Annotated in this window: 20 protein-coding genes; all 20 read left to right on the top strand. The window is 67.0% G+C overall.

The window, feature by feature from the left end:
- Positions 1-240: 240 nt before the first annotated feature.
- Positions 241-1,347 carry a hydrogenase small subunit gene (locus BI364_RS04795; RefSeq protein ID WP_070079895.1) on the top strand — a complete coding sequence of 369 codons (1,107 nt, stop codon included), beginning with the start codon at positions 241-243 and terminating at the stop codon, positions 1,345-1,347.
- Positions 1,344-3,140 carry a nickel-dependent hydrogenase large subunit gene (locus BI364_RS04790; protein ID WP_070077781.1) on the top strand — a complete coding sequence of 599 codons (1,797 nt, stop codon included), beginning with the start codon at positions 1,344-1,346 and terminating at the stop codon, positions 3,138-3,140. The genes BI364_RS04795 and BI364_RS04790 overlap by 4 nt, the downstream gene beginning before the upstream one ends.
- A gap of 67 nt (positions 3,141-3,207) precedes the next feature.
- Positions 3,208-3,897, top strand: a complete 690-nt coding sequence (gene cybH / locus BI364_RS04785; protein WP_070077780.1) for a Ni/Fe-hydrogenase, b-type cytochrome subunit — start codon at positions 3,208-3,210, stop codon at positions 3,895-3,897.
- 23 nt (positions 3,898-3,920) lie between these two features.
- A complete protein-coding gene (locus tag BI364_RS04780) occupies positions 3,921-4,568 on the top strand; it encodes a HyaD/HybD family hydrogenase maturation endopeptidase (protein ID WP_233279576.1) in 648 nt (215 codons plus the stop codon).
- Between the two features lie 11 nt (positions 4,569-4,579).
- Positions 4,580-4,906, top strand: coding sequence for a HypC/HybG/HupF family hydrogenase formation chaperone (locus BI364_RS04775; RefSeq protein ID WP_070077779.1), 327 nt, complete (start codon positions 4,580-4,582; stop codon positions 4,904-4,906).
- Positions 4,907-4,911: 5 nt separating this feature from the next.
- Complete coding sequence (locus tag BI364_RS04770; RefSeq protein ID WP_070077778.1) at positions 4,912-5,346, top strand: thioredoxin domain-containing protein; 435 nt, start codon at positions 4,912-4,914, stop codon at positions 5,344-5,346.
- Positions 5,343-6,188 (top strand): hydrogenase expression/formation protein, encoded by an 846-nt coding sequence (locus BI364_RS04765; protein WP_070077777.1) that lies wholly within the window; start codon positions 5,343-5,345, stop codon positions 6,186-6,188. Before BI364_RS04770 ends, BI364_RS04765 begins: the two co-directional genes overlap by 4 nt.
- A complete protein-coding gene (locus BI364_RS04760; protein WP_070077776.1) occupies positions 6,185-6,415 on the top strand; it encodes a rubredoxin in 231 nt (76 codons plus the stop codon). Before BI364_RS04765 ends, BI364_RS04760 begins: the two co-directional genes overlap by 4 nt.
- On the top strand, positions 6,415-6,897 hold the full coding sequence (gene hybE, locus BI364_RS04755; RefSeq protein ID WP_070077775.1) for a [NiFe]-hydrogenase assembly chaperone HybE: 483 nt from the start codon (positions 6,415-6,417) through the stop codon (positions 6,895-6,897). The genes BI364_RS04760 and hybE overlap by 1 nt, the downstream gene beginning before the upstream one ends.
- Positions 6,894-8,054, top strand: a complete 1,161-nt coding sequence (locus BI364_RS04750) for a nickel-dependent hydrogenase large subunit (RefSeq protein WP_070077774.1) — start codon at positions 6,894-6,896, stop codon at positions 8,052-8,054. The genes hybE and BI364_RS04750 overlap by 4 nt, the downstream gene beginning before the upstream one ends.
- The gene (hypA, locus tag BI364_RS04745) at positions 8,047-8,388 is read left to right on the top strand and encodes a hydrogenase maturation nickel metallochaperone HypA (RefSeq protein ID WP_083250813.1); all 342 of its coding nucleotides are present in this window, start codon (positions 8,047-8,049) and stop codon (positions 8,386-8,388) included. Before BI364_RS04750 ends, hypA begins: the two co-directional genes overlap by 8 nt.
- Before the next feature lies 1 nt (position 8,389).
- Positions 8,390-9,292, top strand: coding sequence for a hydrogenase nickel incorporation protein HypB (hypB, locus tag BI364_RS04740; protein ID WP_070077773.1), 903 nt, complete (start codon positions 8,390-8,392; stop codon positions 9,290-9,292).
- Positions 9,292-10,761 (top strand): sigma-54-dependent transcriptional regulator, encoded by a 1,470-nt coding sequence (locus tag BI364_RS04735; protein ID WP_070077772.1) that lies wholly within the window; start codon positions 9,292-9,294, stop codon positions 10,759-10,761. The genes hypB and BI364_RS04735 overlap by 1 nt, the downstream gene beginning before the upstream one ends.
- 22 nt (positions 10,762-10,783) lie before the next feature.
- Complete coding sequence (locus tag BI364_RS04730; RefSeq protein ID WP_070077771.1) at positions 10,784-11,836, top strand: HoxN/HupN/NixA family nickel/cobalt transporter; 1,053 nt, start codon at positions 10,784-10,786, stop codon at positions 11,834-11,836.
- Positions 11,837-11,855: 19 nt separating this feature from the next.
- Positions 11,856-12,086 carry a HypC/HybG/HupF family hydrogenase formation chaperone gene (locus BI364_RS04725; RefSeq protein ID WP_070077770.1) on the top strand — a complete coding sequence of 77 codons (231 nt, stop codon included), beginning with the start codon at positions 11,856-11,858 and terminating at the stop codon, positions 12,084-12,086.
- 13 nt (positions 12,087-12,099) lie between these two features.
- Complete coding sequence (hypD, locus tag BI364_RS04720) at positions 12,100-13,200, top strand: hydrogenase formation protein HypD (RefSeq protein ID WP_070077769.1); 1,101 nt, start codon at positions 12,100-12,102, stop codon at positions 13,198-13,200.
- The gene (hypF, locus tag BI364_RS04715) at positions 13,201-15,468 is read left to right on the top strand and encodes a carbamoyltransferase HypF (protein WP_070077768.1); all 2,268 of its coding nucleotides are present in this window, start codon (positions 13,201-13,203) and stop codon (positions 15,466-15,468) included.
- 75 nt (positions 15,469-15,543) lie between these two features.
- Complete coding sequence (hypE, locus tag BI364_RS04710) at positions 15,544-16,554, top strand: hydrogenase expression/formation protein HypE (protein ID WP_070077767.1); 1,011 nt, start codon at positions 15,544-15,546, stop codon at positions 16,552-16,554.
- Positions 16,555-16,758: 204 nt separating this feature from the next.
- Complete coding sequence (locus BI364_RS04705; RefSeq protein WP_070077766.1) at positions 16,759-19,743, top strand: TrlF family AAA-like ATPase; 2,985 nt, start codon at positions 16,759-16,761, stop codon at positions 19,741-19,743.
- Between the two features lie 387 nt (positions 19,744-20,130).
- On the top strand, positions 20,131-20,901 hold the full coding sequence (locus tag BI364_RS04700) for an HAD-IIB family hydrolase (RefSeq protein ID WP_070077765.1): 771 nt from the start codon (positions 20,131-20,133) through the stop codon (positions 20,899-20,901).
- Positions 20,902-20,903 lie beyond the last annotated feature (2 nt).

Below are 20,903 nucleotides of genomic sequence, written 5' to 3'. Positions count from 1 at the left end.
CTTGCAAATCGGAAAGTAACTTTCCACCCCAATCTGCACCTCAAAATTCATTAGATCGGCTAATTGATTGATGTCAATGGGATTCCCGCCACTGGCCCGTTTAGTGCTTTGACCCCTCCCAAGGCGGGACGCCGACGACACGAGACCATCAAGCTCGGCGTCCTCTCCTAAGAACCCGCGAATCGATCCGCGACTGCCAGCGCCCGCTCTGCCGTGGGGTGGGCGCAGAGGGAGGAGTACATGGCGATAGAAACCTTCTACGACGTGATGCGTCGCCAGGGCATCAGCCGACGCAGCTTTCTCAAGTTCTGCAGCCTGACCGCCACCTCGCTGGGCCTCAGCCCGGCCTTCGTGCCGAAGATCGCGTGGGCGATGGAGAACAAGCCGCGCACGCCGGTGCTGTGGATGCACGGCCTGGAATGCACCTGCTGCTCCGAATCGTTCATCCGCTCCGGACATCCGCTGGCCAAGGACGTCATCCTGTCGATGATCTCGCTGGATTACGACGACACCCTGATGGCCTCCGCCGGGCATCAGGCCGAGGCCTGCCTGCAGGAGACCATCGAAAAGCACAAGGGCAACTACATCCTCGCGGTCGAAGGCAATCCGCCGCTCAACGAGGACGGCATGTACTGCATCGTCGGCGGCAAGCCCTTCGTGGAAAAACTGCGCTACGCCGCGGCGCACGCCAAGCACGTGATCGCCTGGGGTGCCTGCGCATCCTGGGGCTGCGTGCAGGCCGCGCGACCCAACCCGACACGCGCCACGCCGATCCACAAGGTGATCACCGACAAGCCGGTGATCAAGGTGCCGGGCTGCCCGCCGATCGCCGAGGTGATGACCGGCGTCATCACCTACATGCTCACCTTCGGCCACCCGCCAGCGCTCGACCGCCAAGGGCGGCCGAAGATGTTCTACGGCCAGCGCATCCACGACAAGTGCTACCGCCGCGCGCACTTCGACGCCGGCGAGTTCGTCGAGTCCTGGGACGATCGCGCCGCGCGCGAGGGCTATTGCCTGTACAAGATGGGCTGCAAGGGACCGACCACCTACAACGCCTGCTCCACCGTGCGCTGGAACGGCGACACCTCGTTCCCCATCCAGTCCGGGCACGGCTGCCTGGGCTGCTCCGAGGACGGGTTCTGGGACAAGGGCTCGTTCTACGACCGCCTGACCCGCGTCAACGGCTTCGGCATCGATGCCAACGCCGACCAGATCGGCGGCATTGCCGCGGGCGGCGTGGGCGCAGCGGCGGTGGCGCATGCCGCAGTCACCGCGGTAATCCGCGCACGCCACAAGCCGCATCAGCCGAAGCAGGATGAACACCACGGAGACAAGAGCGAATGAGCGTCATCAAGACCCCCAACGGCTTCACCCTGAACGACGGCGGCCGCCGCGTCGTGGTCGATCCGGTCACCCGGATCGAGGGCCACATGCGCTGCGAGGTCAACGTCGACGACCACAACGTGATCCGCAACGCCGTCTCCACCGGCACCATGTGGCGCGGGCTGGAAGTGATCCTCAAGGGCCGCGACCCACGCGACGCCTGGGCCTTCACCGAAAGGATCTGCGGCGTGTGCACCGGCACGCACGCGCTGACCTCCGTGCGCGCGGTGGAGGACGCCCTCGACATCAAGATCCCCGAGAACGCGAACACCATCCGCAACATCATGCAGCTGATGCTGCAGGTGCACGACCACCTGGTGCACTTCTATCACCTGCACGCGCTGGACTGGGTGGACGTGGTCAGCGCGCTCAAGGCCGACCCCAAGGCGACCTCCACGCTGGCGCAAAGCCTTTCGCCGTGGCCGAATTCGTCGCCGGGCTATTTCCGCGACGTGCAGAACCGCCTCAAGCGCTTCGTCGAGAGCGGCCAGCTCGGCCTGTTCAAGAACGGCTACTGGGGCAGCCCGGCGTACAAGCTGCCGCCCGAAGGCAACCTGATGGCGGTGACGCACTACCTGGAGGCGCTCGACTTCCAGCGCGAGATCGTCAAGATCCACGCCGTGTACGGCGGCAAGAACCCGCATCCGAACTGGCTGGTCGGCGGCGTGCCCTGCGCGATCAACATGGACGAGTCGATGGCCGCCGGCGCGCCGGTCAACATGGTGCGCCTCAACCTGGTCTCGGAGATCATCAACCGCTCCATCGACTTCATCGATCAGGTCTACCTGCCGGACATCCGCGCCGTGGCCATGTTCTACAAGGACTGGCTCTACGGCGGCGGCCTGTCCAGCCAGAGCGTGCTCGCCTACGGCGACATCCCGGAACACGCCAACGACTACTCGCCCTCGAACCTGCTGATGCCCAGCGGTGCCATCATCAACGGCGATCTCAAGCGCGTGTACGACATCGACCTGCGCGACCTACATCAGGTGCAGGAGTTCGTCGACCACTCCTGGTACAAATACCCGCAACCCAACGAGGGCCTGCATCCCTGGGTGGGCATCACCGACCCCGACTTCGTGCTCGGCCCCAACACCAAGGGGAGCAAGACCGACATCCAGCAGATCGACGAGAGCGCGAAATACTCCTGGATCAAGGCGCCGCGCTGGAAGGGGCACGCCATGGAAGTTGGCCCGCTGGCCCGTCACATCATCGGCTACGTCAAGGGCATGCCGGACTACAAGGAGCCGGTGGACAAGTTCCTGAGCGACGTCGGACTGCCCTTCGAGGCGCTGTTCTCGACGCTGGGACGCACCGCCGCACGAGCCCTGGAAGCCTCCTGGTCGGCGCACAAGATGCGCTATTTCCAGGACAAGCTGATGGCCAACCTCAAGGCCGGCGACAGCGCCACCGCCAACGTCGACAAGTGGGAGCCCTCGAGCTGGCCCAAGGAAGCCAAGGGCGTCGGCTTCACGGAGGCGCCGCGCGGCGCGCTGGGTCACTGGATCAAGATCCGCGACACCAAGATCGACAGCTATCAGGCCGTGGTCCCGACCACCTGGAACGGTTCGCCGCGCGACCCGGAGGGCAACATCGGCGCCTTCGAGGCCTCGCTGATGAACACCCCGATGGCCAACCCCGAGCAGCCGGTCGAGATCCTGCGCACCCTGCACAGCTTCGACCCCTGCCTGGCCTGCTCGACGCACGTGATGTCGCCGAGCGGCGAGGAGCTGACCCGGGTCAAGGTGCGCTGAGCGCGTCCACAACCGATCACCGGGCGCCCACAGAACCGGACGCCCGGCAGCGCAGGAGGGTACATCCGTGAGCGAAACCGCAAGCACCAAGCCGGTCTACGTGTACGAAGCCCCGGTGCGCCTGTGGCACTGGATCAATGCCGGGGCGATCACCGTGCTGGCGATCACCGGCTATCTGATCGGCAGCCCGCCGCCCTCGCTGTCCGGGCAGGCCAGCCAGCACTACCTGATGGGCGACATCCGCTTCATCCATTTCACCGCGGCCTACATTTTCACCATCGGCCTCCTGGGTCGCATGTACTGGGCCTTCGTCGGCAACCGCTACTCGCGCGAGCTGTTCCTGCCGCCGGTGTTCAGCGGCGAATGGTGGCGCGGGCTGTTCTTCGAGCTGCGCTGGTATCTCTTCCTGGAGCGCAAGCCACATGACTTCGTCGGCCACAATCCGCTGGCCCAGATCGCCATGTTTTGCATGTTCGTGCTCGGCAGCCTGTTCATGATCTGCACCGGCTTCGCCCTCTACGCCGAGGAGCTGGGCCCGCACAGCTGGGCCGAGTCGCTGTTCGGCTGGGTGGTGCCACTGTTCGGCGGCAACCCGCAGACGGTGCACACCTGGCACCACCTGGGCATGTGGTTCCTGATCTGCTTCGTCATCGCCCACGTGTACATCGCCGTGCGCGAGGACATCGTCTCGCGCCAGACCATGGTCAGCACCATGATCAACGGCTGGCGGGTGTTCAAGGACCGCGGCTCCGAGTGAGCCGCCGCGACCGGGAGAGTGTCATGGAGAACGCCATGCCCACCGAAACCGCCGCCCCGCCGCAGGTGCTGATCCTCGGCATCGGCAACGTGCTCTGGGCCGATGAGGGTTTCGGCGTACGCGCCGTCGAGGGCCTTCATCGCGACTACCATTTCCCCGGCAACGTGCACCTGCTCGACGGCGGCACCCAGGGGCTTTACCTGCTCGAACACGTGCAGGACGCCGACATCCTGATCGTGTTCGACGCCGTCGACTACGGCCTGCCGCCCGGCACGCTGAAGCTGATCCGCGACGCCGAGGTGCCGCGCTTCATGGGCGCGAAGAAGATGAGCCTGCATCAGGCCGGCTTCGAGGAGGTGCTGGCGGTGGCCGAGCTCACCAATCGTCTGCCGCGTCATCTGGTGCTCATCGGCGTGCAGCCGGTGGAACTAGAGGACTACGGCGGCAGCCTGCGTCGCGCGGTGAAGGCGCAGATCGCCCCCGCGATCGGTCATGCCCTCGACTGTCTGGCTGCCTTCGGCGTGCACTATGCCCCGCGTCCCGTCCCGCTGCCGCCCGGCGCCGGGCTGACCGGAGCGGAACTCGACATCGACGACTACGAATCGCGCCGCCCCGACGCCGCCCAGGCCTTCCGCCACGGCGACCCCCGCTTCCTGAAATCCGCCGACTGAGGGACGCGAGCATGTGCATCGGCATACCCATGCGCATCGTGGCCGTCGACGCCGACGGCACCGCCTGGTGCGAACGCGACGGCGAACGCCGCGCCATCGACGTCAGCCTGGTCGGCCCACAACCCGTCGGCACCTGGCTGCTGGTATTCCTCGACGCGGCCCGCGAGGTGCTGGACGAAGCGCATGCGCGACACATCGCACAGGCCCTGGACGGCCTCGCCGCGGCGCTCGCCGGCGAGGATTTCGAACACTTCTTCAGCGATCTCATCGACCGCGAACCGGAACTGCCGGAGCATCTGCGCCCCGCGACCGCGGCGACTCATAACCACGAGGATTGACCACCATGGACATGCCATTGATCGACCGGCTCACCCAGACACTTGGCTACACCCTGCTCGACGCCGACAATTTCGAGGACTTCGTCGCCGCTGCGCCGCAATGCGTGCTGTTCTTCACCGAAGACCCCGCGAGCTTCCCGGAAAGCAACGACGTCGCGGTCATCTTGCCGGAAATCGCGCGCCGCTTCGCCGGCCGGCTGGTGCCCGCCGTGGTCGCCCGCGGCTATGAACGCGAGATCGACAAGCGCTACGGCGTGCGCGAATGGCCGGCCCTGGTATTCCTGCGCGAGGGCGAGTATCTCGGCGCCATCGCACGCGTGCAGAACTGGCAGGACTACGTCGCCGCCATCGAGGAAATCCTCGCCGGCGACACCCACCGCCCGCCAGGCATCGGCATTCCGGTGGTCGGCCAGCCCTATGCAGAGGAGACACGCGCATGAAACCCATCGACATCCCCATCGTCGCCCTGGGCCCGGGCACGCAGACCGGCGAGGACGAGGAGGTCCTGTCCTATCCCGATCTGCCCCGGGAAATGGACACCTATCTGCCGCCGCCGCTGCCCGAGCCCGAAACCCTGGCACGCGCCCCGCGCACCCTGGATCCGCTGCAGCAGGTACTCGCGCTGCTGGAACGTCCGCGCACCGACACCGCCGCGCAGTCCGTCGACGTCACCGGTCTCGGCGGCGAGGAACGCGAACTGCTCAACCAGATCCTGGGCGAGGGCGAAGTCAGCATCCTGCTGCGCGGCGCGGACGAATGGCTGATTCAGGAATCCGTGTTCGCGGGCGTGTGGCGCGTGAGCCACCCCGCATCGGGGCTGGACCGCATCGAGATCGGCAGCATTCCCACTGCGGTGCTCGAACACGGTCTCGCCGGAGCACGCCGCGAGCTCGTCGCGCCCGCAGAGATGCCGCCGCCCGGTGTGATCAACGCCCGTCCGCTGCTGGCCGAACTGGCCGGCCACCAGGCCGCGTACCGCCCGGGCATGGAGCCGCACGTGATCAACTTCACCCTGCTGCCGCACACGCCGGAGGACCTGGCGTATCTGGAGGCGCAACTAGGTGAGGGCCGTACGCTGATCCTCTCGCGCGGCTACGGCAACTGCCGCATCACCGCCACCGGCGTCGCGCACGTGTGGTGGGTGCAGTATTTCAACTCGGTCGACGCGATAATCCTCAACACCCTGGAAGTCGTCGACGTGCCCGCGGTGGCACTGGCCGCGCGCGAGGATCTGGAAGACACCGCAGAACGCCTGCGCGAGGTGCTGGAGGCGACACAATGAGCACTCCGCTCAAGACCTTCGAGGGCTCATTTCTCGGCGATACCGGCAAGATCGGAGACGATGCACGCATGGAATGCAAGATCTGCTGGTACGTCTACGACCCGACCGAGGGCGATCCCGTGTGGCAGATCCCGCAGGGTACACCCTTCTCCGCCCTGCCCGAGCACTGGCGCTGTCCCGAGTGCGACGGCAGCAAAGAGCAGTTCATGGTACTGACGCAAGACTGATGCCCTCGCCTCCCGCCGCCGTCGCCCGCCTCGAAGAGACCTTCCACCGCATCGAACGCGAACGGATGCGCGACATGCCGCTGCTCAACCCGGCGTTGCGGGTGGAGGCGATTGACTTCCGGGCCCAGGGCGACGGCTGGCTGGGCGCATTGATCACGCCCTGGTTCATCAACCTCGTCATCCTGCCGCGTGATGGTGCGGCCTGGGATGCGCTCGCGCCGACGGCGACCGTGCGCGAGAGCCTGCCCATGGGCGAATGCGAATTCCTCGTCGGCCGCGACGAAGAGCTGGGTACGTACAAAAGCTGCGCGCTGTTCTCCCCGGCCCTTGAATTCGAGGACCAGGAGGCCGCACGCGCCACGGCGCGCGCCGCGCTGGATACCGTCCGGGCCGCGCCGACGTCGGCACCGGCAGAACGCGAATCCATCGGCCTCAGCCGCCGCGCCTTCCTGCGCGGCGAATTCCGCCGCACGCCGCCATGAGCGCGCCGCACGCCGTCGACCCGGCCGGCCGGCTGCACATCGTGCTCGAACACGACGCGGCCGGCATCGTCGCGGTCGACATCCGCTCCACCCGCCCGGCATACGCCTCCCGCGCGCTGATCGGGCGCACGCCCGCCGAGGCCGTGCGCCTCGCCCCGCTGCTGTTCAGCCTGTGCGGCGGCGCTCAGCGCGTGGCCGCGCTCGCCGCCTGCGCCGACGCCCAGGGCATCGAGGCGACACCCGCCGAGCGCGATGCACGCGGCTTCGCACTGGAACTGGAGCGCGTGCGCGAACATGCCCTGCGTCTGCTCATGGACTGGCCGCAGGCACTCGGCCTGGAGGCCTGGCGCGACGACGCGGCACAGCTGTTTGCCCTGCACCGCCGGATGGCCGACGCCGGCGAGGATGGTCTCCAGGCGACGCGGGAGGCGTCACGGGCGCTGGAAGCCTTCGTGCGCCGGCGGGTGCTGAGCGACGTGGCCAGCTGGACCGCACTGACGGAAACGGACGGCGAGGCCGACGGCACCGGACAAACCGCGCTGGAGCGTCTGCTGCGCCGTCTGGCGGCATGTGGCTGGCAGGCGCTCGGCGCCGGTACCGGCAGTGTCCCGCTGGAGGCCTTCGACCAGGCCGAATGGCGGTCGCGTCTCGCGCATGCGGCGGCCAGCTACGCGCTGTTCCCGCACATCGACGGCGAGGCGCGCGAAACCACGCCCTACTCGCGTCAGCGCGAGGCGCCGGCAGTGGCCGCCGCGACGCGACGCTGGGGCGAGGGCCTCATCGCGCGTCTGCTGGCGCTGGCCTGCGAGTTGGATTTTTCCCTGGCAAAGTTGCAGGATTACCTGGAACGGTCGGTCGACGTCTCTCCGCCCCAGGCGGCGGAAGGCGCGCCGGACGCATCGGGCGAGGGAATCGGCATCGTGCAAGCTGCCAGAGGCCAACTGATACACCGCGTTTCGCTGTCGCAGGGACGCATCCGGGACTATCGGATCGTGGCGCCCACGGAATGGAACTTCCACCCGCGCGCCGCCGCCGCCCGTGCCCTCTCCCGCCTGCCGTTCCGCGACGCGGAAAGCTGTGCGGCGCAGGCGCGCGCGCTGATCTGCGCCGTCGACCCCTGCGTCGAATACGAACTGGACATCCGCCGCCATGCATGAAATGTCATTATGCGAGGGCATCGTGCAGGTGTTGCAGCAGGAGGCCGAGCGCCAGTCGTTCCACAAGGTCAACCGTGTGCGTCTGGAGATCGGCGCGCTAGCGGGGGTCGAGCTTTCCGCGCTGCGCTTCGGCTTCGACGTGGTCTCGCGCGGCACGCTGGCCGAGGGTGCCGCGCTGGAAATCATCGAGCAGCCCGCCACCGCCTGGTGCCTGATGTGCATGCGGCCGGTGACGATCCAGCAGCGGTATGATCCCTGCCCCGAGTGCGGCGCCTACCAGTTGCAGGTCACCGAGGGCGAGGAACTGAAAATCAAGGATCTGGAGGTGGAGTGACATGTGTACCGTATGCGGTTGCGGCGAAGGCGAAGCCAAGCTGGAAGGAAAGGCCCATACCCACGATCACGGGCATGAGCACGACCACGAACATACCCACGATCATAATCATGAGCATGCCCATGCCGGCGACGGCCATCTGCACTACGGCCGCGGCCCTGCGCACGCCCACGCACCCGGCCTCAGCCAATCGCGCATGGTGCAGATCGAGCGCGACATCCTGAGCAAGAACGACGAGTACGCGGCGGCCAACCGTGCGCGATTCGCCGCCCAGGGCATCCTGGCGCTGAACCTCGTCTCCAGCCCCGGCTCCGGCAAGACCACGCTGCTGGTGGAGACCCTCAAGCGCCTGCAGGGCCGTTTCCCGCTGGGCGTGATCGAGGGCGACCAGCAGACCAGCAACGACGCCGACCGCATCCGCGCCACCGGCGCCCCGGCGATCCAGGTCAATACCGGCAAGGGCTGCCACCTCGACGCGCACATGGTCGGCCACGCGCTCGACCACCTCGACGCGGCGGCGCAGGGCGTGCTGTTCATCGAGAACGTCGGCAATCTGGTGTGCCCGGCCGGTTTCGACCTGGGCGAGGCGCACAAGGTGGTGATCCTGTCCGCCACCGAGGGCGAGGACAAGCCGCTCAAGTACCCGGACATGTTCCACGCCGCCGACCTCATGGTGCTGAACAAGACCGACCTGCTGCCCTACGTCGACTTCGACGTCGAGCGTTGCGTGGAATATGTGCGGCGGGTCAATCCCGGAATCGAGATCCTGCAACTCTCGGCGCGCAGCGGCGAGGGCATGGACGCCTGGCTGGCCTGGATCGAGGCCGAACGCGCGGCGACGCTGCGCGGCCGGCTCGCCGCCCTCGAAGCCGAGGCGGCCGCGCTCAGGGACGCGCTCGCCTGATGCCGGACGAGGCCGCCACGCGCCCCTGCGTACTCGTCGTCGACGACGAGCCGCGCTCGGTCGAAACCATCGCCCGGGTGCTGGACGACGAGTTCGAGGTGCTCCCCGCGCAGGGAGCAGCGCAGGCGTTGCGCGCGATGGAGACGCGTCCCGTGCAGGTCGTCCTGGCCGACCAGCGCATGCCCGAGACCACCGGCATCGAGCTGCTCACGCAGCTGCGCGAGCACTGGCCCGAAGCGGTGCGCATCATCATTTCCGGCTTCACCGAGGCCGACGACATCATCGCCGGCATCAACGACGCGGGCATCTACCAGTACATCACCAAGCCGTGGCACCCCGACGCGCTGCTGCTCACCGTACGCAACGCCGCCCGCCTTCATGCGCTGCAGCGCGACAATGCCCACCTCGCCCAGGAACTCAGGCTGAGCGCGGACGACCTTGCACGGCGCGGCGACGCCTGCCGCCAGGAGTTGCGCCGCCGCTTCCGCTTCGACGAGATCGTGCGCGCGCCCGACAGCCCGCTGCACGCGGCCGTGGCGCAGGTCGCGCAGATGGCACCCCACGACGTTTCCGTGTTGATCACCGGTGAGTCGGGCACCGGCAAGGAGCTGTTCGCCCGCGCCCTGCACTACAACAGCCACCGCGCCGACCGCCCCTTCGTGGCCGAGAACTGCGGCGCGATCCCCAACGAACTGCTCGAATCCGAGCTGTTCGGACACGTCCGGGGCGCCTACACCGGAGCCGTCGCCGACCGCACCGGGCTGTTCGAGGAGGCCGACGGCGGCACCCTGTTCCTCGACGAGATCGGAGAGATCAGCCCCGAATTCCAGGTCAAGCTGCTGCGCGTGCTGCAAAGCGGCGAGTTCCGCCAGGTCGGCAGCAACCGCATGCGTCACACCGACGTGCGCATCGTCGCCGCCAGCAACCGCGACCTCGCGCAGGAGGTGCGCGCCGGCCGTTTCCGCGCCGACCTGTACTACCGCATCGCCGAAATGAGCCTGCACCTGCCGCCGTTGCGCGAACGCCCCGGCGACATGGAAGCGCTGGCGGACCACCTGCTCGCCCGCCTCGCGCGTGCCCTCGGCAAGCCCGGCCCCGGCCGTCTGTCCGCGGAGAGCCTGGAGTGCCTGCGCGACTACGCCTGGCCAGGCAACGTGCGCGAGCTGAGCAACGTGCTCAAGCGCATGCTGGTGTTGAGCGCCGATGCGCAGCTCGGGCCGGAGCTGCTGCCGCCGCATGTGCTGCGCGGCGGCACGGACGAGGCCGACTTCATGATGCCGCCGTCCGAGGACCCGGGCGTGGCCACGCTGCGCGAGCGCGTGGAAAACCTGGAGGCGGCCATTCTGAGCGAGACGCTGCTGCGCCATCGCTGGAACAAGAGCCGCGCGGCCGAGGAGCTAGGGCTGTCGCGCGTCGGCCTGCGCAGCAAGCTCGAACGCTACGGGCTGGAGCGCAAGCTCGACAGCTGACAAGGATGAGAGAGACGAACGCATGAAGCTGATCGGCCAGGCCCTGCACGGCATTCCGCGACGCCCGCTGGCCGCGCTGCTGGCCGTGCTCGCGGCGTGCAACCTGCTGACCTGGCTCGGCGCCTTCGAACTGGCCGCGGTGCAGCCCGGGATCCACGCTCTGGCCGGCCTGGCCTGGATCTTCGGCGCGCGTCACGCCTTCGACGTGGATCACATTGCCGCCATCGACAACGTCACCCGCAAGCTGCGCCAGGAAGGCCGGCGCCCGGTGGCGGTGGGTTTCTTCTTCGCCCTCGGCCATTCCAGCGTGGTGGTCGCGCTGTCCGCCGCCATCGCGCTCGGCGCGCGCGGCGCGGAAGGCGATTTCGGCATGTTGAAGCACTTCGGCAGCCTGTTCGGCACCGGCGTCTCCGCCGCCTTCCTCACCCTGATCGGCCTGCTCAACCTCGCCGTGCTGCTGCCCCTGCTTCGGCGCTGTCGGGCGCACCGCCGCGGCGACGCCGGCCCGCTGCGCGAGGAGGAGATCGAGGACCTGCTCGACCGCCGCGGTCTGTTCGCGCGCGGCTTCCGCTTCCTCAACCGGCGCATCGACCGCAGTTGGAAGATGTACCCGCTGGGCGTGCTGTTCGGTCTCGGTTTCGACACTGCCACCGAGGTCGCCATTCTCGGCCTGTCCGCCACCCTGGCCACGCATGCCGGCATGCCGCTGTGGGGTATCATGATCTTCCCCTTCCTGTTCACCGCAGGCATGACGCTGATGGACTCGCTGGACGGCCTGATCATGCTGCGCGCCTACCACTGGGCGCTGTCCGACGCGGTGCGCCGGCTTTACTTCAACACCCTGATCACCGCCATGGCGGTGGGCACGGCGCTGCTCATCGGCACGCTGGAATGGCTGCAGCTCCTCGCCCCGCACCTCGGCCGCGGCGTCGCCCCGCGCTGGCTGCTGAACCTCGATTTCGGCACCCTGGGCCTTGCCGTCGTCGCCGCCATGCTCGCGGTCTGGGCGCTCGCCTTCGCGCACTACCGTCTGCGCGTCGCCCCGCGCACCGCACTCGCGGCCGACGGCGACTGACACCCAAGGAGATTCCGCCATGTGCCTCGGCATTCCCATGCAGATCGTCGAAATCAACGGCTATAACGCACGCTGCGAGGCCAAGGGCGTGGAACGCGACGTCAGCCTGTTCATGCTGCAGGACGAGACCGTCGCCGTCGGCGATCACGTCATGGTCCACGTCGGCTATGCCCTACAGAAACTCACCGCCGAGGAGGCGCGCTCGACCTGGGAACTGCTCGACCAGATCATCGACAGCTCCGAGGCCTGAGCGCGGAGCGCCCATGACCCAGACCACCGCGCAGACCTGGCTGACCCGTATCCGCGAACTGGCGCTGCCGCGCCCCATCAGGCTGATGAACGTCTGCGGCGGCCACGAGCGCAGCATCAGCTTCTCCGGCATCCGCGGCGCGCTGCCGCCCGGCATCGAGATCATTCCCGGCCCTGGCTGCCCGGTCTGCGTCTGCCCGGAGGAAGATTTGTACGATGCCATCCGCCTGAGCCTGGAGGAGGATATCGTGCTGGTCGCCTTCGGCGACATGCTGCGCGTGCCGGTCAACGTGCCCAAGGGCGAACCCCGCTCGCTCGAACAGGCCCGCGCCGCGGGTGCGGACGTGCGCGCCATCGCCTCGCCGCAGGAGGCCGCCGCCATCGCCCGCGCCGAGCCCGGCAAACCGGTGGTGTTCTTCGTCGCCGGCTTCGAAACCACCACCGCCCCGGTCGCCGCGATGCTGGCCGAGGGGGTGCCGGACAACCTGCTGATCTTGCTCGCCGCGCGGCTGACCTGGCCGGCCGTGGCCATGCTGCTAGATTCTGGCGAGGCAGCCTTCGACGCGCTGATCGCCCCCGGCCACGTCGCCACCGTGATGGGTCCCGAGGAATGGTCCTTCGTGATCGATCGCCACCGCATGCCCGCGGCGATCGCCGGCTTCACCCCGGAAAGCCTGCTCGCCGCCACCTACTCGGTGCTGCGCCAGGCCATCGAGGGCAAACCCTTCCTCGACAACTGCTACCCCGAGCTGGTCCGCCCCGGCGGCAACCCCACGGCCCGGCGCTGGCTGAACGAGGTGATGCAGGTCGAGGACGCCAACTGGCGCGGCATCGGTATCATCCCCGATTCCGGCTTCACCCCGCGCCCAGCTTGGCAGCATCTTGACGCACGGCGCGTCTTCCCAGCCCCCGAGGGAGCCAGGCGCCGCGCTGGCGAGATGCCGCCCGGCTGCGATTGCGCGGCCGTAGTCCTGGGCAAGATTTACCCGGACCAGTGCCGCCTCTACGGCCGCGCCTGCACCCCGCGCAGCCCCATCGGCCCCTGCATGGTCTCCGACGAAGGCGCCTGCCGCATCTGGTGGTCGTCGGGGCTGCGCGAGCCGCGGAGCGCCTGAATGGACTCGCAGCGCTTCGTCATCGGCGGGCGCGTACAGGGTGTCGGGTTCCGCCCCTTCGTCTACCGCCTCGCGCACCGCCTCGGCCTTGCCGGCTCGGTGCGCAACGGTGCCGGCGTGGTGGAGATCGAGGCCCACGGCGACGACGTCGCGCTGGCGGCCTTCGCCGAAGCGCTGATGGCCGAGGCGCCGGCCATCGCTTGCCCGCTACTGCTCGAACGCGGCACTCCAGGCCCGGTTGATGATACCGACGGCGGCTTCCGCATCCTGCCCAGCCGCGCCGGCGAGGCCCCGCGCAACCACGTCCCGCCGGATTACTTCACCTGCCCCGACTGTCTTACCGAATTCGCCGATCCGGGCAACCGGCGCTACCGCTACCCCTTCATCAACTGCACCCAATGCGGGCCACGCTACACACTGATCCGCGCCCTGCCTTACGACCGCGCGGCCACCACCATGGCAGGCTTCGCGCTGTGTCCCGACTGCCGCCGCGAGTACGAGGACCCACTCGACCGCCGTTTCCACGCAGAACCGGTGGCCTGCCCGACATGCGGGCCGCGACTGGAATACGTCGTTGGCGGCGAACGCATCATGGGCAACGAAGCTGCGCTGGCCGCCGCCGTCGGCATGCTGCATGCCGACGCGACCGTCGCGGTCAAGGGCATCGGCGGCTACCACCTGCTGTGCGACGCGCGCAGCGAGGTCGCCGTCGCCCGGCTGCGCTCGCGCAAGCTGCGCCCGCACAAGCCGTTGGCTGTTCTCTTCGCCGAGGACCTGCGCGACCTGCACCGCGCCGCCGCACTCTCTCCCGCGCACGAGGCAGCGTTGCGCGCGGCCGAGCGGCCCATCGTGCTCGTGCCGCTGCGCACCGGGCACGATCTCGCGCCCTCCCTCTGTCCCGGCCTGGACGAACTCGGCGTGCTGCTGCCCTATAGCCCGCTCCATCACCTGCTTGCGACGGACTTCGGCGGGCCGCTGGTCGCCACCTCTGCCAACCTCAGCGGCGAGCCGGTCCTCACCGACGAGACCGAGGCCGAAAGCCGGCTCGCGGGCGTGGCCGATGCCTTTCTGCACCACAACCGCCTCATTGAGCGTCCGGCCGACGATTCCGTGCTACGCGTCGTCGACGGGCGTCCACGTCCGCTGCGCCTCGGCCGTGGATTGGCCCCGCTCGAACTCGATCTGCCGCAACCGCTGGCGCATCCGCTGCTCGCCGTGGGTGGCCACCTGAAGAACACCGTCGCGCTGGCTTGGGAGAACCGCGTCGTCGTCTCGCCGCATCTGGGCGACCTCGACAGCCCGCGCGCCCGCGACCTCTTCACGCGCACCATCGACGACCTGCAGCGACTCTACGGCGTGCGCGCCGAGGCCGTGATCTGCGACGCGCACCCGGACTATGCGAGCACGCGCTGGGCCGCCGCCCAGGCGCTGCCGATGTACCGCATCTGGCATCACCACGCCCACGCCTCCGCCGTGGCCGGCGAACATCCCGCCTACGGCCGCTGGCTGACCTTCGCCTGGGACGGTGTCGGCCTCGGTCCCGACGGCACGCTGTGGGGCGGCGAAACGCTGTACGGTGCACCGGGCCGATGGCGGCGCGTAGGCAGCCTGCGCCCCTTCCGCCTGCCGGGCGCCGGGCGCGCCGGGCGCGAACCCTGGCGCAGCGCCGCCGCCCTGTGCTGGGAGGTGGGCTTGCCGTGGTCGTTCGGCGGTGAGATGGCAGCAGGCGATGTCGCGCTCCTGCGCGGCGCCTGGGAGCACGACCTCAACTGCCACCGCAGCAGTGCCGCCGGACGCGTCTTCGACGCCGCCGCCGCGCTGCTCGGGCTGGTCCGCGAGGCAAGCTTCGAAGGCCAAGGCCCGATGTACCTGGAAGCCCTCGCGGCGGCCCAGGCCGGAACGGTCGAGGCCGTCACACTGCCGCTGGCACAGGACGACGACGGTCTGTGGATCACTGACTGGGCGCCGCTACTGCCCCTGCTCGACGACCCCGCACGCGTGCCTGCCGACAAGGCGGCCTGCGTGCACGAAAGCCTGGCCCGGGCCATCCTCGCCCAAGCGCTTGTCCTGCGCGAACGGCAACAAATCGATGCCATCGCGCTGACCGGCGGCGTGTTCCAGAACCGCCTGCTCGCTGAGCGCGCGCTGATCCTGCTCGCCACGGAAGGCTTCGCCGCGCACCTCGGCGAATGTGTCCCCTCCAACGACGCCGGCCTGAGCTTCGGGCAGGTGATCGAGTACGCGGCAACGGTCTCGAATTCCCCTTGAATATCCGAGATTTTCAATCTTCAAAACATTGCGTTACCGCAAATTCCGCGCAACCGAACGAAGGGACACAGCGCCATGCAGGATACCCACATCTCCCTCGCCCACGGCAACGGCGGGCGCTACATGCGCGAACTGATCGAAGAACTGTTTGCCCGTCATCTGGCCAACCCGCACCTCGACGTGGACGCCGACGCGGTCGCAATTCCGCTGCCGCCCGGCGAGGTGCTCGTGACCACCGACGGTTTCACCGTGCAGCCGCTGGAATTTCCGGGCGGCGACATCGGCGCGCTAGCGGTGCACGGCACGGTCAACGACCTCGCGGTCGCCGGTGCCCGCCCCTGCTATCTCACACTCAACGTCTTCGTCGAGGAAGGTTTCGAGATCGCCACCCTCGATCGCATTGTGGCGAGCCTCGCGCACGCGGCGCAGGAGGCCGGCGTGGTGGTGGCTGCGGGCGACACCAAGGTACTGCCTCGCGGCGAGGGTGGCGGGCTATATCTCGCCACCACCGGCGTGGGCGTGCGCGCACCGGGACGGCGCCTCGGCCTGCGCGAGGTGCGCGCCGGCGACCGCGTGCTGGTCAGCGGCCCGGTGGGCGACCACGGCGTGGCGGTGATGCTCGCGCGTGAGCAGTTCGGCCTGCGCGGCGAACTACGCTCCGACGCCGCCAGCGTGCTGCCGCTGACCGAGACCCTGCTCGGCATCGACGGCCTGCGCTTCATGCGCGATCCCACGCGCGGCGGACTCGCCACCGTCGCCAACGAAATCGTGCGCGCCAGCGGCCTGAACCTGCACCTCAATGAGGCGCAGATCCCGGTGCGCGAACCGGTACGCGCGGTCTGCGAAATGCTCGGCTACGATCCGCTCTACCTCGCCTGCGAAGGCCGCGTGGTCGCGGTCGTCGCACCCGAAACAGCCGAGACAGCCCTCGCCGCCTGGCGCGAGCTGCCCAGCGGCACTGAGGCCGCGCTGATCGGCAACCTGAACAAAGCCCAGACCCGCGCCCGCGTCATCCTGCGCACCCCGCTCGGCGGCGAACGCGTACTGGAAGAACTGGAAGACGACCCATTGCCGCGTATCTGTTGATAAGCGTGATCAGCGGACAAGACAATGACAATTCAGCCATGTCATCGAAGGTAAGATACGGAGCAACGGGTATGTCTCAAATCGGCCAAAAGCGGACACTTGATTTTGCGCTCGTAGTAAGCTCCGACCTTCGAATTCAGTTTTTTTGAATCGACTCGATGCAACCTGCAAAATGATGAGCTGAACCCTAACCCCCTGGCGCAGATGAAAACACCATTCGATGTGCAAAGCGAACGAGGCTCGACCTGGCATCGCTGGGACCCTCACATCCACACGCCCGGCACAGCCCTGAACGACCAGTACGCTGGTCCAGATCCTTGGGCAGCGTTCCTGGATGCCATCGAAGCGTCGAATCCGCCGATTCGCGCGATGGGTATCACCGACTACTTCGGCATTGAACGCTACGAGCAGGTCGTCGACGAAAAACGCCGCGAGCGTTTGTCTGGTGTGGGTTTGATATTCCCCAACGTCGAGTTGCGACTGGGCATCGAAACCGCGAAGGCATCGGCGGTCAACATCCACCTGCTCTTCTCGCCGCATGATGCCGACCACGTTGATCGGATAAAGCGCTTCCTGCTGGAGTTCGAGTTCTCCTACCTGGGCGAGTTCTACCGCTGCCAACGCAGCGACCTCATCCGCCTGGGCCGCGCCCATAAACCAGATCTGACAGACGACGACGCGGCCCGGTCCGAAGGTGCCAATCAGTTCAAAGTGAACTTCGACCAGCTCAAGCAGGCATGGTCAAAAAACGAGTGGATCAAGAAGAACACCCTAATCGCCGTCGCCGGCGGAGAGAAAGACGGCACCTCAGGTCTGCGGGACGCCACCGCCTCGTTCGCGGCGCAGCGCAAGAACGTCGAGGGCCTTGCCCACATCATCTTCAGCGCCAATCCCAAGCAAGTGCGCTTCTGGCTGGGCAAGGAATCGGCCACCGTCGAAGAACTCGAAAGGCAGTACAACGGATGCAAGCCTTGCCTGCACGGGTCGGACGCCCATTCGCTCGCCAAGGCCGGGCAGCCTGACGGCGACCGCCGCTGCTGGATCAAGGGCGACCTGATGTTCGACTCGCTGCGCCAAGCCTGCATCGAACCCGAAGAACGTGTTTTCATCGGCACAGAGCCACCGCGCGGCGCATTGGACAGCCACACCATCAACTCGCTGACTGTGACGAACGCGCCCTGGATCGCGAACGGTACCGTTGAACTGAACGCGGGACTGGTTGCCGTGATCGGCGCGCGGGGCTCGGGAAAGACCGCCTTGGCCGATCTGATTGCGGCCGGCGGTCTTGCGCTCTCCCCTCACTTGAACGAGCGCTCCTTCATCCTGCGCGCGAAACAACACCTCGGTGACAGTAAAGCCGAACTGCAATGGGCGTCTGGCGAAACAACCGGCAACGACCTCGCCAAGACTGACATGGAGGACCTCCTGGCCAGCCCGTATGTCCAGTATCTGTCGCAGCAGTTCGTCGACCAGCTCTGCTCGGCGGAAGGCTTGAACGATGCGTTGGTCACGGAGATCGAGCGTGTGATCTTCAATGCGCACCCGCTCAACGAACGTCAAGGCGCCGACTCCTTCCAGGAGTTACTTGGCCTTCGTCTGGAAACATCGCGCCTGAAGCGAAAACGCCAGCAACAGGCTTTGACCAGGGCGTCCGCAGACCTCACCGACGAACGTGTCAAGAAGGACGGCATCAAGGCGCTCGAGAAGGACCGGGACGAGAAGAAGCGTGCAATCGATAAGGACAAGACCGACCGCAAGTCTCTGGTTGCCAAGGGCAACGAAGAGCGCGCGAGGCGCCATGAACAGGTTTCGCGGGCGGTCGATGCGAAGCGACAACTGGTAGATCAAGCCAAGCGGCGACACCAGGCTCTGCTTCACTTGCAAAACGACGTTCGCGACTTCCGCACCCGTCAGGCGTCCTCTCTGCTCGCCGACCTGAAGCAAGAGCGTGAGCATGCCGGCCTCAGTGCCACCGATTGGGAAGCGTTCAGGCTCGACTACGCCGGCCCGGTTGACAAGTTGCTGACCGAGCGCATCGAACAGGCCAACCTGTCTGTGGCCGCGCTGCAAGGCTCCGCGAAAACCGATCCTGTGCCTCAGGCTACTCCCGATCCGGCCGTCGCGCTGATCCCCGCGGACGCCAACCTCGCGGATGAATCGCTCTCGCTTCTTGAGCGGGAGCTCGCTCGCCTGAGCACGCTGGTCGGTGTCGACGCGCAAAACGTCAAACGCTTCACCACCGTCTCGGACAAGATCACCAAAGCCGAGGCCGCGCTGACCAAGGTGCTCCAGCAGATCGAGCGCACTCAAGGTGCAGACGAGCGCATCCGCGCTCTGGTCGATGCGCGGCGCAGCGCCTATGCCGCCATCTTCGAAGCCATCGTTGAAGAAGAACTGGAACTTGCGGATCTCTACGCGCCCATCAAGGAACGCATCGATGAGGCGGCCGGCTCCTTGTCGAAATTGTCGTTCTCGGTGCGTCGAAATGTGGACCTTGCGCTCTGGGCCGCCAAGGGTGAAGCTCTGTTGGATCTTCGGACCAACGGCCCGTTCAAGGGGCGCGGTGAGTTGCTACGGGCGGCGCGCGCCGGGCTGATGGCGGAATGGGCAACCGGTGACGCTGCGCAAGCCGCTACAGCCTTGCTCAATTTCGTCAAGGCCAATGAGGCGGCGCTACGGACCCACATGCCGGAGAACACCGAGTTCCGCGCATGGGCACGCAACATTTCGGACTGGCTGTACAGCACCGATCACATCACTGTCGGCTACGGCTTGCAGTATGACGGCGTAGATATCGAACAGTTGTCACCTGGCACGCGCGGCATCGTCTTGCTTCTGCTGTACTTGGCGATAGATGCGGAAGATGACCGACCACTGATCATCGATCAGCCTGAAGAGAACTTGGACCCTCAATCCATCTATCAAGAGTTAGTGCATCGCTTCCGCGACGCCAAGAAGCGGCGCCAGATCGTGATCGTGACGCATAACGCCAACTTGGTGGTGAACACCGATGCGGATCAGGTGATCGTGGCACAGTGCGGACCGCACAGGCCCGGTCAGTTACCGCTCATTACGTATGAGAGCGGGAGTCTCGAAAACCCGCTCATCCGGCAGCACGTGTGCGACATCCTCGAAGGTGGAGAGCGTGCCTTCAAGGAGCGCGCCAAGCGTTTGCGGGTGACTATTTGATAACGACTAGTGGGAACAGACTGCGAAGCTCTTACCGCAATCCGACTTGCTTTTTGCTCTCGATGGCGATTATCAGCCAATCCCTGGTCAAAGAACGCTGCGGGCGCTCGATGAAAGTGGCGACTCTCTATTGTAGTGTCGCTATTTGTGATGAGCCTCTGGCAGTCCGCTTAGGGTCGAACTCAGCCGTTGTCGGCTCCCGACCAACCCAGCAGTGGCCGCATCCATGATTAACTGCCCAACTATAGAAGTGACCGCGGCGACAGCCTGACTCACTCATGATCCCGACGGGTGCGGATGCCGCCTGGATTCACCCGACTCGTTCGGCATGCTCTCTGCATGCGGTACACTCCCTCGCTGGACCGAGCCGAACGATGATTGCCAGACATGACTCACTGCCGTACCGTCATCTTTACCGACCTCGACCATACCCTGCTCGACGCCAACGGCGGTCTGGCGCAGGCTGCGCCGTTCATCCGACATCTCTCGGCGCGTGGTATTCCCGTGATCCCGGCCACCAGTAAAACGGCCGCAGAGGTGATGACGCTATGGCGCCGCTGGCGGCTGTGCGGTCCTGCGGTGGTCGAAAACGGCGCGGCGCTGTGCTTGCCGCGAGCGGGCCGCGGCGGCTGGCGCATCCAGAGACTCACGCCCTGGCGATATGCCAGTATTCGCGCCCTGATCCGCGGGCTGCGTTCGCCCCTGGATCTGCCGCTGGAAGGCTTCGGTGACTGGTCGCTGGAAACCATCTGTCGCCTGACCGGGCTGTCGCCGATCAATGCGCTGGCCGCGCGCACGCGCATGGCCTCGGAACCCCTGCGCTGGGAGGGTCCGGTTGATCAACGCCTGACCGAACGCCTCCACGAAGCGGGTCTGACCGCGTTACAGGGTGGCCGTTTTCTCACCGTGCAACCGGCCAACATCGACAAGGCGTGGGGGGCTGCCGTACTCTTGAATCATCTGCGCTCTGACGGCAACTGGCCGCGCGTGATCGCCCTTGGCGACGCGCCCAATGATCGCCGTCTGCTTGAAATGGCGGATCGAGCGGCCTGCCTGCCCGGCCCCAGGCCGTTGCCCGACGAGGTATCCTGTCTACGCGCCCGCAACGCCGGACCCGCCGGCTGGATCGAGGCGCTCACACGTTTGGGAGTGGCGTGAAC

It is taken from the genome of Acidihalobacter yilgarnensis (assembly GCF_001753245.1).
GTDB lineage: Bacteria > Pseudomonadota > Gammaproteobacteria > DSM-5130 > Acidihalobacteraceae > Acidihalobacter > Acidihalobacter yilgarnensis.
Note: the sequence above shows the minus strand (reverse complement) of the source record. Positions and strands in the feature narration are given on the sequence as shown.